This window comes from Bartonella sp. PS7NMGDW, assembly GCF_042193585.1.
Lineage (GTDB): Bacteria > Pseudomonadota > Alphaproteobacteria > Rhizobiales > Rhizobiaceae > Bartonella > Bartonella grahamii.
The window spans coordinates 1-19,139 of record NZ_JBHILX010000011.1 but is presented as its reverse complement, the minus strand read 5'-3'; the positions used below and the strand labels follow the sequence as shown (position 1 = coordinate 19,139).

Annotated in this window: 7 protein-coding genes and 1 tRNA gene; 5 read left to right on the top strand and 3 right to left on the bottom strand. The window is 38.3% G+C overall.

The features are described from left to right. Positions 1-128 precede the first annotated feature (128 nt). The 3 genes from ACFIKJ_RS07075 to ACFIKJ_RS07065 form a co-directional block, all read right to left on the bottom strand. Positions 129-2,819, bottom strand: coding sequence for an autotransporter outer membrane beta-barrel domain-containing protein (locus ACFIKJ_RS07075; RefSeq protein ID WP_375651963.1), 2,691 nt, complete (start codon positions 2,817-2,819; stop codon positions 129-131). Between the two features lie 1,175 nt (positions 2,820-3,994). Further along, the gene (locus tag ACFIKJ_RS07070) at positions 3,995-7,117 is read right to left on the bottom strand and encodes an autotransporter outer membrane beta-barrel domain-containing protein (RefSeq protein WP_375670387.1); all 3,123 of its coding nucleotides are present in this window, start codon (positions 7,115-7,117) and stop codon (positions 3,995-3,997) included. A 675-nt stretch (positions 7,118-7,792) separates the two neighbouring features. After that, on the bottom strand, positions 7,793-14,977 hold the full coding sequence (locus ACFIKJ_RS07065) for an autotransporter outer membrane beta-barrel domain-containing protein (protein ID WP_375670386.1): 7,185 nt from the start codon (positions 14,975-14,977) through the stop codon (positions 7,793-7,795). 198 nt (positions 14,978-15,175) lie between these two features. Between ACFIKJ_RS07065 and ACFIKJ_RS07060 the strand changes: the two genes are divergently transcribed. The 5 genes from ACFIKJ_RS07060 (at position 15,176) to ACFIKJ_RS07040 (ending at position 19,020) form a co-directional block, all read left to right on the top strand. Further along, positions 15,176-16,126, top strand: a complete 951-nt coding sequence (locus ACFIKJ_RS07060) for a siderophore ABC transporter substrate-binding protein (protein ID WP_375653944.1) — start codon at positions 15,176-15,178, stop codon at positions 16,124-16,126. A 102-nt stretch (positions 16,127-16,228) separates the two neighbouring features. Beyond that, entirely contained in the window at positions 16,229-17,185 is a 957-nt protein-coding gene (locus tag ACFIKJ_RS07055; protein ID WP_375653945.1) for an ABC transporter permease, read from the top strand. After that, complete coding sequence (locus tag ACFIKJ_RS07050) at positions 17,178-18,128, top strand: iron chelate uptake ABC transporter family permease subunit (protein ID WP_375627314.1); 951 nt, start codon at positions 17,178-17,180, stop codon at positions 18,126-18,128. Before ACFIKJ_RS07055 ends, ACFIKJ_RS07050 begins: the two co-directional genes overlap by 8 nt. Then, positions 18,125-18,883, top strand: coding sequence for an ABC transporter ATP-binding protein (locus ACFIKJ_RS07045; protein WP_375670385.1), 759 nt, complete (start codon positions 18,125-18,127; stop codon positions 18,881-18,883). Before ACFIKJ_RS07050 ends, ACFIKJ_RS07045 begins: the two co-directional genes overlap by 4 nt. A gap of 63 nt (positions 18,884-18,946) precedes the next feature. Next, positions 18,947-19,020, top strand: a tRNA-Gln gene (locus tag ACFIKJ_RS07040). The last annotated feature ends 119 nt before the right edge of the window (positions 19,021-19,139 follow it).

The window sequence follows — 19,139 nt, the reverse complement described above, 5'->3', positions numbered from 1 at the left end:
AAGATAACACCTGCAATAACGCTAAGTTAAACATTCGAAAAATGAGAAGTATAAAACTTAAATATTCGTTTTATACTTCATACAAAATTCTATAATTGTGTAAAACTTATCTTATAATTTATGGTTATCTAAAAATGGTAGCGAAGACCCCCAGAAAAACTTACTCCAGAAAAACCAGCCTTGGTAAGCTTGTGCTGATAAGTCACATCTCCATGCAAAGCAAACTTTGAAGACAATTGAGCATTAACACCCAATCCAGCTTCTAGAGAAGAACCAAAAGCCCCTAACTGGAAAGAATCTTTAAAGCGCACAGCTCTTTCTTTGCCAAAATCATGGGCAAAATGAATCTTTCCATAGAAAGAAACATCACGATCTTTTTCAGGTGCAGTAAGAGTCTTTATTAAACGCCCCCCCATACGCACCATCAATTGATCAAGTTTATCCATCTCAATATTAAAATTATCAATATCACGAACCTCATTAAATTGAAGATGTTGATAAACAACCTGAACCTGTGGATCAAAAACAACACCTTCATATCCTGTGGCAATTTTCTGACCACCCATTAAGGAAACACTTAAAGGGTTACCCTTCAATGTTGCAGTCTTACCCCGAGCAGTTGTCAGAACATCTCCCTTAAACAGACCATAGGATAAAAGACCATCAACATAGAATCCTGCATCATGCTGCATACTGCCATAGACTGTAGCAGTCCATTTATCAAATGTACTTTTTTGGCTTTGTGCAACATCTCGAGGCTGTAGAGAGAGCTTTCCATAAGACCCCATAACCCCAAAGGATATAGCACTGTCAACATTTTCAATTTTTTGTAGCAAAACACCTGTCTCTAGCGCATAGTACCCTAGATCCCCTCCATAACCATATTCAAGCGCAGATAAATCTGAAACATAACGATAACTCCCACCATAGCCACGCAAAAATGAAGCAGGATTTTCACGAATTTCCAACATTCCACTAGGATTAGTCCGTACTCTCTCCAACTGCTTATTTTGATTGCTGATATCCATTAAACCAGCATGGAATAAACTATTTGGCAAAAGCAGATAAGTTGGTACCTGAGGAACAACAGATCTTACACCTCGTCGAGACGGAAAAACATTTTCAATCTTAGAAAGACTATCCGCAGAAGACACTGGAACAATATCCGCAAAAGAAACATGTGCAGGAAGTATAGGTTTAGAAGCCACATCAGAAGCCATAGAAGTATGTCTATAATCAGCAGATCTTTGAATATCCGGACTTTCTAGGCGAAAATCCCAAAAATCTCCTTCACCTTCGACAAGCCTTTGAACAGAATTAGCTTTTCCTAAATGAGATCTTGGACCATAAGCATAGAGCTTATACTGATAAGGCAATCCCTCCAATGCAATATAATCACCATCCAACTGAAAAGAACCTTCCTCTGCTTTTCCAGAAACCTGAATGATAGAAATACCCTGGTTATTTCCACCACTCCCCGTTTTTCCTCCTGGACTTCCTGAAACGCTTTTCACATGTATTATCGTTTTTCCTTCAATATCACCATAAATCAAAAGCCTATCAGTTTTTTGATTTCTAATAGTTCCCCCTTTATTTACATATGTATTAAGATAAATATGCGCATCACCCTGCGCTTTATAAACAACACCTTCTCCTTTTCCAATACGAAGTGTCTGATAATCACTCGTTGTATTATCTGTGGGGCTCTCAAAAACAATAGAACTATCAATAAGATGGATCAACGAACTCGATGAGTCACCTATAGAATCAAAGCTTCGTAAATTTTTATTTTTTGGTTGTGATAAAGTCCATTTTGAACCACTTTCTAACAGAAACTCAGCAGAAGAACTTTCATCAATATGCACTCCCCCGACAAGCACAGAATCATTAGCTGAAACCTTTACTAAAGAGCCTCCTTCAGCCTTCAACAATAAATCTCCAGAAATTTCAGATTTTTCTAAAAGTCTAATAAGACCACCGGATTTGTTGCTATAAATAGCTGTACTATATGGAACTTTAAAAGAAGTATTTCCCAAAAACACCTCCCCTCGCATAGGTAAATTCGTCTTTGGCAAACTTCCAAATAAATCTTTCTCCCCCATAAAAATATAGGACTCCTTTTTTACAGAAGCGCTTTCTGTTTGCTTTTTTCCAGCTTTTTCGCCTTCCAAAAAGCGTATGCCATAAGACACATCACTATTTACGGAAACGTTAGAATGTACAATATCAACCCAACCTCCTTTTCCCAGCAATGATACACCGTGGGCATTAGCAACCTTAACGTTACTTGCCCCGTAATAAATAGAACCACCTTCTTGGGTCATCTGAAAAACTGAGCCTTGTTCATGATTGTCTAAATCTATCTCCTGAATACCATTATCGATAATATAAACACCCCATAATCCAACTTTTCCCCATTCTCCTGTATGAACTCCCATACCACGAGACAAATGAATTCCTCCACTTCCTATCTCAACATTTCCATAATTATCCGCCTTTATACCATACTTCCAAAAGTTTTTTTTCAAATCAGTATTTTTATCCGAAATATCAGTAATAAATATATTTTGCCCATCCACCAATGTCCCTGTTCCAGATACTTCTATGGCCGCCTCTTTAACTTGATTTTCATCAGTTTTCTGATAGTTTTTATCATGAATTACATACCTCTTACCATCACCGCACCGAAAAGGTATAACATTTTCAGAACAAACGACATGTTCAAAATAAATTGCATACACATCAACATTATGTGTCAAAAAAAGAAGTGTTGTCGTGAACGTACATAAGGAGAAACGATTTTTAAATAGATTTACCATAATTACACCATAATTCCGCCCATCACAGAGCAATGCATAACGTATCAAGAGATTTAGCCAGAAAATTTAATACGTTTTGGTTTAAAGATAGTGATTTTATTAATATTTTTTGTATTTTATGTAAATATGGAATTAAAAAATTACTCAAAAATACAATCTAAATCTGTTGCTTTTACAAAAAAATTGCAAAAATATAACTGAAGAACGACAGAAAAATCACCTTTAAAGTTGTTATTCCAAAATAGCCTTAATCGGTTGACATGCATTAAAAACGCCTGCTTTAATTGCTGTCTAATCCCACCAAAATGGGTATAATCAACCTCCTTACGATAGAGATATTATATTGAAACAATATGTATTTGTAAGCAGACAAAACATATACCAAAATTGAAAAACAAGAGTTTACCTATGCCTTTTTAAGCAAACTTCGTGGCAAGACAGCCTAATAAAGAGTAGGAATGTGTAAAAATCAGTTCCTATTTTTACTACCTCCTTTTAATGTAACTTGATAACATTTAAACGCATTCAGAGCCGGATCTTTAAAAAGTAAAAGATTATACATGACTTCATCCTGGTATTTATCGCATTCCTTTTAAGAAAACACATTTTCCAAAAACAATATGTCATTATGGTTCTCATTCATCAGTTTTCTCAGATATCTCTCATTTTTGCCATCCCCATTTCACAACGACAGCGGATATAATATAAAGTTCATCGGATATAGCTCTCATTGCCCTTGAGTATCTTCTTTTCCTTTGCCAATTTCTAATATTGTAAATCCTCTCCTCTTAAGGTGATTTCCCAAATTATATTGACTCCTTTCTTAGACAATTATCCCCTTGCCAATCTTACATAATATGCAAAGGAATGCTTTTTATGGGTTCATCATAAGAGCATTGAAAATATTTCAGCATCCTGAATTAAAAAATATCTTTATCAATCGGCATATTATAAATAATATAATCATCACTCTTAAATACGCGTTTTGAAACCATAACGTACAAACTCTTCAAACTTTTCAAAAAAATGAAAGAAGTCCAACCCAAAAGCATATTAAAGATATGCAAAGTCACACTCTCGTAAAAATGCTATAACACAAAATGAATAGAGAATGAGAAAAAGCCACAAGTTATACTTGTGGCTTTTTCAAAGATTAATCAGAAACACCAACAAAACTAGAAATGATAACGCAAACCACCAGAGAAACTAGTTCCAGAAAAACCAGCTTTCGTTAGCTTGTGCTGATAAACCAAATCGCCGTAAAGCGCAAATTTTTGAGACAATTGGGCATTAAAACCTAATCCAGTTTCTAACGAAGAACCAAAAGAGCCTAGCTGAAAAGCATCTTTAAAATGCACAAATTGTTTTCCTTCAAAACCGTGAGCAAGATGAAGCTTGCCATAGAAAGAAACAACTTGAGCCTTATCAGTTGCGACCAGCCTCTTTGTTAAACGCCCTCCAACACGCCCTATCCACTGATGAAGTTTTCCTAAATCAATATCAAAGCCATCCACATCAGGCACTTTATTAAATTGAAGATATTGATAAACAACTTGAACTTGCGGATCAAAAACAAAACCGTTCTCCCCCACCATAAACGTTTTACCAGCAGTCAATGAAGCACTTAAAGGATTTCCCTTTAATGTTGCCGTCTTGCCACGTGCAGTTGTTAGAACATCACCTTTAAACAAACCGTAAGACACAAGACCATCAACGTAAAAACCCGCATCATGCTGCATACCACCGTATGCTGTAACTGACCATTTATCAAATGTACTTTTTTGACTCTGCTCAACATTCAAAGGTTGCAAAGAAAATCTCTCGTAGGCCCCGATAATTCCAAAAGAAGTGGAACCATACGTATTTTCGATTGCTTTCAGCAAAACACCTGCCTCTATGGCATTATAATCAAGCTCGCCGCCATAACCATATTCAAGCGCAGAAAGATTTGAAGTATAACGATGATTGCCGCCATAACCGCTCACAAAAAAGAGAGGATTTTCACGACTTTCTGATAAGCTCCCAGAAGAAATTCGTAAAGATTCTAATCTCTTATTTTGATTGTTCACATTCATCAAACCAATATGACGTAAGGCATTAGGCAAAAGGAGATAAGTCGGAACCTGCGGAACAACAACCCTAACTCCCGGCTTAGGATGAGGCTCCGGAGCTGGTTCTGGAGAAGGTTCTGGTCCTGGAATTGGATCGGGATCCGGTTTAGGTTTAACATCAGAATCTATAGATCTACTTTCAAGGCGAAAATCCCAAAATTCTCCGTTCCCTTCAACTAATCTTTGATCCATGCTTGCTTTTCCCAAATGAGACCCTGGACCATAACTATAAAGCTTATACTGATAAGGTAATTTATCTAATGCTACATAACCACCTTCCAACTGAAAAGAATCTTGCTCTGCTTGTCCAGAAACCTGAATGATTGAAATACCTTGATCATTTCCTCCCCTTCCCGTATATCCTCCTGGACTTCCTGAAACTCCACGCACCTGGAGCTTTGTTTTTCCCGAAACATCACCATGAATTAAAACACGATCAGTCTTTTGATGATCAAGAGCACCACCACTATTCAAGTATGTATTAAGGGAAATAGAGGCACCGTCCCGTGCTCTATAAACTTCACCCTTTCCCTTTCCAATACGAAGAGTTTGATAATCATCAGCAGAAGAAGATTCATCTCTTTTAAAATTAATAGAGCTCTCACCCATAAGACTAACGAGTGAAATAGAAGAATCATGAGCAGCATCATGTTGATCTTTTTGCAACGGTTGTTGTAAAATCCATTTAGAACGGCCTCCCAAATAAAGTTCGGCATTAGAATTTTTATCAACATGTGTGCGACCTTCAAGAGTAGAAGCATCAGCCAAAACTGTTATAGAAGCACCTTCCTCAGCTTTTAATAAAAAATTCCCTGAACGAAGAGTGCTGTGCACCAACCCCACCGCACCAGAAATAATGTTTCTACCATAAAGAGCCGCATCGTCTAAAACAGAAAACTCTGTTTTATCCAAATTAACAACTTCTAATCGTGGTAAAGCTTTTTCTTCCTCTGATGAAATTTCTTCTTTTTTATCCCCACCTTCACTCCATGGCTTCTCTCCCCGCAAATAGATACCATAAGATCCCTTACCCTTTACAGTAACAGAAGAGGATTTCATATTAACTTCAGTCACAGGAATCTTTGAACCAGAATCTTCATTTGATAAATCTTTAACTTCCTGCAGAGGAATAGAATCGACTGTATTTTCTAATAATATGCCATGGACATCCATAGCACGAATAGTAGTCCCCTTTAAATTAACAGCCCCCCCTAAATCCGTATGCACAACCGCACGATCCTTACCTTTGTCACCCTTCCCAGTAATTTTAACATTCTCGAGATTTACCTCCCCACCTAACATCGAAGAAATCCCATGGCTGTTCATAAAATCAACTGATCCACCTGACATCCAAACTTCTGAATGATCATAACTTAAAAGGCTTGCGTTCCCATTAGCGGTCTTAATTTCTGTATCTTCTAAAAGAACAAACGAATTCTCTGTTGCGTCAACACCCTCATTACTTTCCTTAATCTTGCCATTTTTTACCTCAATCACGCCATCACTCGCACGAAGGGCTATAACTGTATTTTTGATAATCGGATCTTTCAAAACAATCTTACCGTTCTCTAATACATGCACCCCCACGAGAAAAATTTTATCAGCAACTTGACTACTAACAGTCACATCCTCCCCACTAACCCTTGTGCCTATTCCTTTTACCGTTATAGCAGTAGGTTCATCAGGATAGAGGGAAGCGTTTTCATTCGTAATCTTATAAGACTTATTATCAATTTTAGACTCCCCTTTAGACTCCCCGCAATTATCGCATATATAATACAACCCATTATAGTAATAAAACCCAGGATTCACTCCTCTTCCATCCGAGTGCTCATTTTTAACCGTATTATCTACATTTTTCTGATATCCGTTCTCTCCATCCACTCCACTCAGCTCACGATAATCGCTCCCCCCACGAATACCCTCATCGTTATCGCCAACATGGATCTGATGAGGAGTATAATAATTCCTCCCCCCACTTTCTCCACTAAGAGGAAGCTTATGCTTATTACTCCCGCTAAGATGAGGAGAAGAATTAGCAGAGACAACTGGGATAACCTTTATAACATAAGGTTTACTATCCTTCCCCTCTGCAGCCGCATACACTTCTCTTCCATTTTGAAGCAAAGAGAGGATAGCTGTTGTACAAGCACATAAACATACATGATTTCTAAAAACTTTAATCATAGTTCCCTCGAAACTTTCCTTCCCCTCTCATTAAAAATAAAAGCACCTGCAAAACATCCCATTGCACACCTCAAAACACGAAAAGTGTAACAAAAAGAACATGCATCATGCTCATCTGAACTGTGCAATGAATTATCCCAATACATTTGGCAGAAGCTCTACGCCAAAACCACCTATAAGAGAATAATTAATAATCGCACTTTATAGGTGTATAATGCATTCTGTATTTCGTGTAAAGAAAAAATAAAATCAGTGCGTGCAATTAATTAAAAAAACAACTAAACCTTGTGACCTTAAAAAATTAATCCACAAGGAGATAAATAAAACAATGAGTTAAATCAGTGGAAAATAAACTCTCAAAAACGAGTTTTAGAAAACATCAAATATTATATTAGATAATATCAATACAGTACCAAAAAGGATAAATTAACGCATACTGGACTGCTGAACGCTTAAAAAGCCGATAAAAGCGAAGCACTTTATCGCACTAAAACAGCATAAATTTTAAGAGAATTCGCTTTAGCGTAGAAAAGCGCTCTCATGCATAAAACAAACTATGTCTTTTTTTGCTCAATCAAGAAGATGAAAAGCTTTTAAGAGCAACACAAGTTGTTACAAAGAAAAAAGGCAGCACATTGTGCTGCCTTTTTTAAAAAGTACATACTGTACCTTATATTAAAACTGATAACGTACTCCTCCGGAAAAACTTGCTCCAGAAAAACCAGCCTTATTAAGCTTATGTTGATAGAGAATATCAGCATGCAGAGAGAACTGTGGCAACAATTTGGCATTAAAACCTAATCCGGCCTCTAGAGAAGAACCAAAAGCTCCTAACTTGAAAGCATCATTGAAATGCACAGACTGTTTTCCTTCAAAACCATGAGCAAGATAAAGCTTACCATAGAAAGCAATAGCATTCACGCCTTCAGAACCTGTAGGAATCTTGGTTAAGCGTCCACCAACACGTGCTACCCACTGATTAAGGTTACCCATTTCAATATCAAAATTGTCAATATCACGAGCTTTATTAAACTGGAGATGTTGATACACAACCTGAACCTGCGGATCAAAGACAAAACCCTTATATCCTGTCGCAATTGTCTGACCACCAGCTAAAGAAACACTCAAAGGATTACCTTTTAATGTTGCTGTTTTACCCCGTGCAAGAGTGAGAACATCACCTTTGAACAGACCATAGGATAAAAGACCGTCGACATAGAAGCCAGCATTATGCTGCATGCTACCATATACCGTAGCAGTCCATTTATCAAATGCACTCTTCTGGCTTTGCTCAACATTCAAAGGCTGCAGAGAAAGTTTTCCATAAGTTCCCATAACGCCAAAGGATATAGCACTGTCAGCATTTTCAATAGTTTGCAGCAGAACACCTGCCTCTACACCATGATAGTCAAGATCACCTCCGTAACCATATTCAAGTGCGGAAAGATCTGAAGCATAACGGTAACTTCCACCATAGCCGCGCAAGTATAAAGCGGGATTTTCACGAACCTCTACCATTCCTGTAGAAGTCATCCGTAACGTCTCCAACTGCTTATTTTGATTGCTAATATCCATCAAACCAGCGTGGAATACGCTATTAGGCAAGACAAGATAAGTTGGAACCTGTGGAACAACAGACCTTACAAATTGTTCAGGAAGGACAGCAGATCCAACAGACTTAACATACTGATTTTCTAGACGGAAGTTCCAAAACTCCCCACCATCCTTAACAAACTTCTGTTGCACATGCTCCTGTTTCGAAGTCGCTTCTGGACCATAAGCACGAAGAGTATATTTATAAGGTGAGTTTCTCAGTGCAACATAATTGCCATCGAGTTGGAAAGAGTCTTTCTTTGCTTGACCATAGACCTGAATAATTGAAACAGTATGAGCAATCTTGGCATTCGCTTTACCATCTCCTACATTGCCCGCATCACCTCGTACATGTATTTTTGTTTTTCCAGAAACATCACCATGAATGACAAGCCGATCAGTGACTTGCTGATTACTCGGATCACGAGGATTTAAACGTGCATTGAGATGAATTGCAGCATTACCCTGTGCCGCATAAACTATTCCTTTCCCATTTCCAATATGGAGAGTCTGATATTTTCCTTCAGATTCCGAAGATGCAAAATCAATAGTACTATTTACAAGACTTACAGAAGAAATGCATGAATCCACACATCCTAAATCTGGAGTACCCAAATTCCTCTGTGCACTTCTTTTTAGAATCCACTCTGATTGATTAATTAAATCTAATTTTGCATAAGAACTTTTATCAACGCGCACATCGCCTTTAACAATAGAACTATCAACCAAAACCGATATATTGGAATCATTGTCAGCCTTCAACAACAAGTCACCAACAAGAGTTGTTTTATTTTCTAATGAAACATGACCACCAGAATTATTACCATAGATCGCTATACCACTTGCAACTTCAAAATCAGTTTTTTTCAACGAAACTGTCCCTGTTATGCTTATAGGTGTTTTCTCCTGTTTGGATACAGTACTCCGCTTAACAACAATTGCTTTCTCAGTTGCTAAATCCTCACTCCGATTTTGTTGACTCGCTTCTTTCTGTATTCCCCCATCAAAATATATACCATAGGTTCCATCACCTTCCACTCTAACAATAGAAGACTCGATATTTGCATGATTCGTAGTAGGACGAACCTCAGAAGATCTCCTTCTCCTAGAAGAGCCGGTCTCAACCACATTATCATCAGACTTCATAATCCACAAAGCATGAGCATCAGTCACAACATTCCCATTCTTAAAATCAACAGAAGCATTATCACTCAACAGAAAAGCTGCACGCCCAAAGTTATCTGCGGAATCTAACTTACCCTGTCCTTTTTTCGCAGTAATATCAACTTTGTCTAACTCAACGCTTCCCCCAGCTTCTGACCTCACAGCCACTCCTTTTGTCAGAGTAATAGCCCCAGAGTCCATAGACACCTTACCAGCTAGACTTACCAAACCAGCCGCAGCCAAATCCCCCGTCACGTTAATTTTTGTATCCTTTAAATTAACAGATGATCCAGAACCCGCCAAAGCGCCTACATAAAGCGCATCGACTGTCCCACCAGTCATCTTAACCTTTCCACCACTTTGCGCTTCAAGCCCAATCACAGAAGATTGGATTTTCGATTTCTTATCCAAAATAACTTCTGCTTTATCTTCTGCAAGCACAGCACTCACGGCATGTATTTCATTAAAATCAACATTATTTTTTCTACCAGAAAAATCTGCACCACTAATGGTGGCCCCCTCTAACTTAATAACCGTATCCTGATTTTTTACATGCATAGGATGCTGAGTTTTATCGCTTGCCTTCAATGTAAGGTTGGTTATTGTCCGAGATTGACCATCACTACATGAATAAGGAGTTTGCAACGCCTTCACACCATTATTCTGTATAGCATCACACGTAGAAGAAACCGTTTTCTTAGAAGAAACATCTCCACCACCAGCATTACTAATCATAAGAACACGTCCAACAGCTCTAGAAGATGCAACAGGCTTTACAGAAACCACAGGAGAAGAAGGCTTCATAGCAACAGCTCTATTAGAAGATACAGTAGACGTCTCAGAAACTACAGAAGCAGAAGCATTTATAGAAGAAGCTCCTTTAGAAGATACAGCAGGTGTCTCAGAAACTACAGGAGCAGAAGCATTTATAGAAGAAGCTCCTTTAGAAGATACAGCAGGTGTCTCAGAAACTACAGGAGCAGAAGGCTTCATAGCAGAAGCTACATTAGAAGATATAGCAGGTGTCTCAGAAACTACAGAAGCAGAAGGCTTCATAGCAGAAGCTCCATTAGAAGGTATAGCAGGTGTCTCAGAAACTACAGAAGCAGAAGACCTCATAGCAGCAGCTCCATTAGAAGGTATAGCAGATGTCTCAGAAACCACAGGAGAAGAAGACCTCATAGCAGCAGCTGACTTTATAGGTAATGGCCTCTTAGATACAGTATGATACCCAGGTGTTACAGAAATTTCATCTGCAGATATTACAAGCCCCCTACCAGTATCAGATTTCCCACTTAAATTAACTCTTGGAGGTACTAAAGGTGCCAAATTTCCGGACACAGGAGAAGTGACAGATGACGAAGATGGAGTAACAGGTAAAACGGTAGGCATTAAATCTCCAGACAATACAAATTCCTCAAAATCATCTTCTTCATCATATTCACTATAATCATCATATTCATCATATTCATCATCTTCATCATCTTCATAAAATTCGTCAGATGTTTCAGATCTCAAAAGTGAATTACCTTGAACAGAGACTACAGATGCAGATTCTCTATGTACAAGAGAAGTTGTGAATTCATTATTTACTTCACCAGCACCAGTATCAGCATTAGTATCTACTTCAGTTTTAGGAGAAGCAACTGCAACAAGTGGCTTAACTTTAAAAACAGGTTGAAAATTAGCAGTAGCAGTATAAGCAGAAACGAGAGGTATAAAATATTCATTTTCTAAACGAAAATCCCAAACACTTCTACTATTTCTAAGTAATGTCTTATCGAAATACTGCATTTTCGGAGGAACAGTTGGACCATAAGCACGAAGAACATACTTATAAGGCAACCCTTCTCGTGTAATATAATCACCTTTCAGCTTAAAAGAATCCCTCTCTGCATTTCCAAAAACCTGAATAATTGAAATACTATGAGGTGTATCCTTTTGTGGTATACCATCAGAAGTATCATTCACAACTACCATTGTTTTCCCAGAAACATCACCATGAATCAACAATCTGTCAGATATTTGAGATTTTTCTGTAGATTTTTCTGTATTGCTAGGCATCAAATTTGCATTGAAGTAAATTGTAGCACCAAAAGCATCAGGAGCACCAGAAGCGGCAGAAGCGGCAGAAGCGGCAGAAGCACTATAAACTGTTCCCTTCCCATTTCCTATGCGAAGAGTTCGATACTCAATATCTTTCTTAGATGTACTTCCATCTTTCAAAGAAGTAAAAAATCTAACATTACTATCTACAAGTTTCATAGATGAAAGACATGAATCTACACAACCCGTATCTGAATCTTCCAAACTATTATGCAGATTCTTTGTTAAATACCACTCTGATCCCCCAGATAGAAAAAGCCTAGCTTGAGATTCTTCATCAACGTAAGCTCCCCCCATGACTACAGAATCTTCAACAAGAACCGACAAATGCGCTCCCTCTTCAGCTTTCAACACTAAATCACCCGAAAGAGTTGAGTCATCTTTTACAACGACGTACCCATCCAAACTGTTAGCATAAACGACCACACCATCAGGAACTTTGAGAGAAGTATTTTTCAAAAGAACTGCATGCAAACTATCTCTATTATCTTTTGTTCCACCCTCTACTAGATTCTGTTGTCCATGTTGACCACTTTCTTCTCTCACACTCGTTTGACCATTTTCTTCCCTCACATTCGAAGGTACATCACCAAAAAATACACCACGAGACTCACCTGTCAATTTAATAGTTGAATTTTGAATATCAGAAACTATTAACTTGATAACCCTAGAATCTGCATTCGACGCATCTGCAGAACCTTCAGCAGCAATTCTAGAAGATGCATTAATTCCAGAAGATGCATTAGCATCTTTAGAATCGGCATCCCCCCCTAAAAAATCCTCCACAGAGGATAAAACCTCAAAAAACGCGGAACTAACACTATCAAGGACAGCACCAGCTTCAGATTCAATAGAGATCACCTCACCAACAACGCCATCAGTGTCGAGATTCTGCTGTTTCAAAGCTACATCACCACCATCGCTATCATCATCATCGCTATCATCATCATCGCTATCATCCTCCCCCACATCTAGTGCATCCGAAACTCCATAGACATTATTCTCAGAGTTACCACTTACCAACAGCGCAATAGTATCAGAAGCTTTAAGCTCTCCATTTTTAAAGGAAATAGTACCCCCAAGTGACAATAACCCTATACTCATTTCCGAAGCATCTGCTTCTTGAGTTTTTGGTTCCTCAGCAACTGTAATAGCCGTCCCGTCTAGTAGAACAATCCCCTCTTCTGTAGAAATAACTCCTCTTCCACCCTCTTTTACATTAATTGCCCCAGACTTCATCCCTATAACAGATGCATCCGAACTAACTAAGCCGATTCTTTTAACATTAATATCTACATTCTCTAAAAAAATCTGCCCACCATCACTAGCAAGGGCACCTATATACGTATCTCTAATCCCTCCCCCAACCATCGTGATCTTTCCAGTCCCTTCAGCCCGAAGCCCAATAAAAAACCCCTGAATATTTGAGTTTTTCAAATTAACTTCTGCATTCATATTTTGAGAAGAATCTCCGATATATACACCAACATAAAGCGGATCACGACTATATAAATTACTTATGTTCTCTATATCTACTTTATCATTCTTTATACCCGCCGAAGATAAACTTTCAGAAAGTTCTTTCTCAATCTTCATACTTTCAATGGATACTTCTTCCAAATTAACAACTACTTTCCCATCATCAGAAGGAGATTCCACATTTACAGCATTCTCACCTTGATCCGCTATAATCGTCCCCCCTATTAGAGTATATACTCCGGACTGATTACAGTAAATAGACCCATATATTCGCTGATCACCATTGATTAAATCAGCTAATCCTCCAGCCTCCACAGAATCTATAAATTCTATAGCCCCAACACCGTTACCAACTGGCACAGATACACTCACACCAGGGATTACATTACCTGATACATCAGCTGGTAAAGAATTCAATAGAGAACTTGATATACCTGGCATACCACCAAGACCATCTACACTCGCTTTTTGTACGCTTAGCGCCTCTTCCCCCACTGGAAAATATGTTTGAGCACCACCACTTGAATTATCTCCTCGCGGAATATTAAATAATTTCCCCAAATCTACAGTTTTTGGAACATCTAGTACTCTAGCCAACTCTCCATCTAATCCACTTGGTACACTTGCAAACCCAGCACGTGCTCTCCTCCCACCTGTTGTTGCTGTTTTTGCTTCCACATGTTCTGCTCTTGTTGCTCTTGCTCTCCTAGTAGGTACACCGCCTGTACCTGGAACATCTGGCATGCTACTCAAAGTATCATTTGCCATAATACCTGGACCAACACCTGGAATAGCAGGCAGGTTTGTTATATTTTCGCCACTCGGAACACCTGATATAATTATTGGTCTTTGTTGACCTACAGTGTTTAATCCTCCTGCTCCTGCTATATTACCTGATAATGTATCTTGTACAAGAGCTAATGAGCCACTGAAGCCACCTGGTACACCTTCTTGCGCCACTTTTTCTACTGTTTTTATCTGAGTAGATAAGACGCCTGAACCTAGAACCCCCGGCACAGCACCCACACCATCTGAAATACCACCCGCAACATTAGGCACAGCACCTGCACCACTCGCAACATTAGGCACAGCACCTGCACCACCCGCAACACGAACACTACTCCCTGCAATATTCCGTATCATGCCAGGAACAAAAACATTATTCTTTCTAGAATGACAAGCACTAATAGGTCGAATAGAACTTAAAACAGACTCAATCCGAGCCTGATCCTGAACAGAACCACTATCAACAGAATCACCAGTTCTAGATTGTGCTCTTCCAGAAGTCTCCACTCCTTCGGGTGATGTTGTAGCTCCTGAGCTCGATCCTCTACCTAAAGAGGTTAAAGATGATGATAATGATGATAATGATGATGATAATGATGATAATGATGGCAATGAAATTGAAGGTAGTGTAAACCAACTACTCCCCATAGAAGTATCTACACCTTGTAAAAAGAAGAAAGCACTTGTTGTCAGTGCGTACAAACGTGTACGCTTTTTAAATACATTGATCATATGTCAAACTTTCTAAATAATGTTGCAAAAACACTAGAATTAAGTGAAAATGAGGTAAGTGAACGATTTGTAACATATGTAAGTCAACTTTACAACATAGTGTTATTTATTTACGCTTCATTTTGTGCATAAAAATACCAAAGTTAAGTTTTTAATTGCACAACCCCTTGTAATATCAGATAAAAGGATAAAATCACGATGATAAAATATATGAAATGGATGACTTCTGTTTTACTGGTTGCCATCAGCTTTGCAACGGTTTTGTGGACTCATACGAGTATTGCAAATACCAGTACCCAGACAAATGTAACGATTGATCATGTTTCAGGCACGACTTCTGTTCCCGCTTCTCCGCAAAAGGTTGTTGTGTTTGATATTGCCTCTCTTGATAATATGAATCGCCTTGGTATCCAAGCCGTTATCGGCCTTCCTGAAGGAAAAAAACCTTCCTATCTGCAACAATTTGATGATGCAAAATATGAAAAAATTGGTACCCTTTTTGAACCCGATTATGAAAAAATTGCCACCCTTCAACCTGATTTGATTATTATTTCCTCCAGAACTCAAGCAAAATATAATGATTTATCCAAAATCGCTCCAACAATTGATCTAACTGTAGGAAATGAAAACTCTCTTGCAGATATTGAACGGAATTTGTCTATCCTTGGCAAAATTTTTGGCAAAGAAAAAGAAGCTGCAGAAGAAATTGCAAAACTCAATGAAACTTTAGCTGAAGTTCGTAAAAATACTAAAGGAAAAGGCCAAGGTCTTGTACTCATGACTTCTGGTGGAAAAATCAGTGCCTTAGGACCAAAGTCACGTTTTGATATTTTGCATTCCGCTTTCGGAATTGCCCCTGCAACCGATAAACTCACTGTACAAAAACATGGACAGCTCATTTCTCCTGAATTTATTCTTGAGACAAATCCTGATTGGTTGTTAGTGATTGATCGCGATGCCGCAATTGGACGGGAAGGGCAATCCGCAGCACAATTGCTTAACAATGAGCTTGTTCACCGCACAACAGCAAGCAAACAAAACCAAGTTATTTATTTGGACTCTTGGAGCTGGTATCGTGCAAGTGGTGGTTTAACGGGACTCTTTGAAACCGCTAAGCAGATCAATGAAGCCTTTACAAAGAGCAAATAAGCGTACAAAAGAGCTTGCTTGCTATATAAATAAAATTTAAAAGCAGAGATTGTTTATTAAGCAGTCTTTGCTTTTTTTAATTTTGTTAGAAAATGATTTAACGTGAAGAATTACTGGATAACCATAACACTTCTCATTCTCCTGTCTATCCTCAGCATTTTTGTTGGTTATTCTGATGTCACACCTTCTGACCTTTTCGCAGCCGATCCCCATGCGTGGCTTATTTTTTGGCAAACCCGTCTTCCTCGTACCACTGCAATCCTTTTAGTAGGTGCATCACTTGCACTTTCAGGTATGATTATGCAACTATTGACACGCAATCGCTTTGTCGAACCATCAACCGCTGGAACTGTTGAATCTGCTTCCCTTGGTATTCTTTTTATTATGATTTTTCTGCCCGATATTTCTGTTTTAGGAAAAATGGTCGTTGCGACACTTTTTGCCATGACAGGCACTTTACTTTTTATGTTTTTATTGCGCCGCATTCCTCTAAAATCTGCTCTCATTGTACCCCTTACAGGGATTATGCTAAGCTATATCATTGGCTCTTTAACCAATGCCATTGCAGATTATGAAATGTTACTTCCCTCTCTTCAAGCTTACTTATTTGGCAGTTTTTCAATGGTTCTTGAAGGAAAATATGAGCTCTTATGGCTATCCCTTCCCCTTTGTATTCTAGCCTATTGTACTGCTGATCGCTTTACGGTTGCAAGTTTGGGAGAAGATTTAACCAATAACCTTGGATTGAATTATCGTGTTGTCATGTTTTTTGGTCTTTTTATTGTCGCCTCAATCACTGCTGTTGTTGTCTGTACCATTGGCCGTATTCCTTTTGTTGGACTCATTGTGCCCAACCTTGTGTCAAATTTCATGGGCGATAATATGCGCCGTACCGCTCCTTGGGTGGCCATCAGCGGTGCAGGATTGGTCTTGATTTGTGATCTTGTAGGACGAATAATTCATCCCTCTCTTGAAATTCCCATAAGCACTATGATGGGTGTAATCGGTAGTTTTATTTTTATGATACTGCTTTTACGCTGGAGAAAGCGTCTTGGATAGAAGAAGAAAAACAATATGTGTACTAACAACACTTATCATCATAGCATGTACTGTCATTAGTCTTTACATGACGTGGAATATCAATGTTTATACATGGACATTTCGTCTTACAAAACTTTCCTCTCTGCTTCTTATTGCCTATGCAATAAGCGTTTCTACGGTTTTATTTCAAACAATCGTTAATAACCGTCTTCTTACCCCTTCAATTATGGGATTTGATCAACTTTATATTTTAATAAAGACTGTTCTGATATATTTTGTAGGCTCTCTTTCTTTGCCCTTTTTAAATGAAGAAGGACAACTCATTCTCGAAGCCCTCATTCTTATTCTTTTTTCAATAAGCCTTTTTCGCTGGCTCTTTTCAGGAAGCCTAAAAGGACTTCATTTGACGCTTTTAATTGGTGTTGTTTTAGGCGGCTTCTTTTTCAGTTTACGGATGTTTATGCAATTGCAACTAAATCCAGACCAAATGATGAATTTAACGGATATTATGTTTGCAAATTTTAATAAATTTAATACATCACTCATAAGCTTTGCCACAATCATTGTCTTCATTGTGAGTCTGATTGGATGGCATTCCCGTCATCTTCTTGATATTTTGGCTTTGGGACGTGATAATGCTCTTAATCTTGGCGTTAACTACCACAAAAGTGCGACAGCTGTCCTTATTTTTGTTTCCATTCTCGTTTCCATTTCTACCGCATTAGTAGGCCCAGTCACCTTTTTTGGACTGTTGGTTGCCAACCTTTCCTATGAACTTTCTCCTCAAGCAAAACACAGTGTTGTTGTGCCGATTGCAATATTATTAGCGATTATTTGTTTGGTGGGAGGACAATTTATTTTAGAACAAATTTTTCACATGGCAGGACGTTTAAGTTTTATCATTGAATTTTGTGGGGGTATTGTTTTCTTAATATTACTGATGAAGGGAAAACTAAAATGATTGAGATCAATCATCTTTCCAAGGCTTACGGAGCACGATTGATTATCGATAATTTATGCCTTCATCTTCCCAAAGGGGGGATTATTTCTCTCATTGGGCCCAATGGTTCGGGAAAATCAACTCTTTTAATGCTGATAAGACGTCTTTTGCCACACCATAATGGTACAATTCATATCGACGGCTTTGATATTGATACAATGCCCCACGATATTTTGGCTCAAAAACTCTCAATTCTGCGTCAAGATAATCCTTTATCCTTCCGTTTAACCGTGTACGATTTAGTAAGTTTCGGACGCTATCCTTATTCAAAAGGCTGGTATACACATGACGATAAACAATTTATCGACAGTTCGCTACGCTATCTCGGCTTACAAGATTTAAAAGATCATTTTTTAGATGAGCTTTCTGGCGGTCAGCGTCAACGCGCTTTTATAGCCATGGTTATCTGCCAAGATACTGATTATCTTCTCTTAGATGAACCATTAAACAATCTGGATATGAAACATGCCGTTTCTATGATGAAGCAGTTACGCCGCACAGCTGATGAACTGAAAAAAACCATCCTTATTGTCATGCACGATATTAATTTCGCCTCATCTTATTCAGATATGATTGTTGCACTAAAAAATGGAAAAGCAGCCTATTGTGGAACTCCCAAAGAAATTATGCAACCAGAAATCCTTAAAGACATTTATGATGTTGATATTCAAATTAAAACAATCAATGACATTCCTATCGCCCTTTATTATCGATAATCTAAAGATTTTTTGCGCTTGCCTACACTGTAGAATCTGCTAGAGATGATAAAATTGGCTTATTGGGGAATAGTTTAATGGTAGAACAGCGGACTCTGACTCCGTCAATCTTGGTTCGAATCCAAGTTCCCCAGCCAGTGTTGTATGTATGTAGCTTGTTGTAGCTTTGTAGCTTGCCAGTGTAGCTTGCCAGCGGGTTTTGTATATTTTGCCACTAGGTTTTGTACCAATTTATTTTTTTTCAAAGAGTTTTAAA

Bases quoted from the DNA above. Each gene is read 5' to 3' on its own strand.
- ACFIKJ_RS07045 (WP_375670385.1), top strand. From the start codon at position 18,125: ATGATTGAGATCAATCATCTTTCCAAGGCTTACGGAGCACGATTGATT.
- ACFIKJ_RS07070 (WP_375670387.1), bottom strand. From the start codon at position 7,117: ATGATTAAAGTTTTTAGAAATCATGTATGTTTATGTGCTTGTACAACA.
- ACFIKJ_RS07075 (WP_375651963.1), bottom strand. From the start codon at position 2,819: ATGGTAAATCTATTTAAAAATCGTTTCTCCTTATGTACGTTCACGACA.
- ACFIKJ_RS07060 (WP_375653944.1), top strand. From the start codon at position 15,176: ATGATAAAATATATGAAATGGATGACTTCTGTTTTACTGGTTGCCATC.
- ACFIKJ_RS07065 (WP_375670386.1), bottom strand. From the start codon at position 14,977: ATGATCAATGTATTTAAAAAGCGTACACGTTTGTACGCACTGACAACA.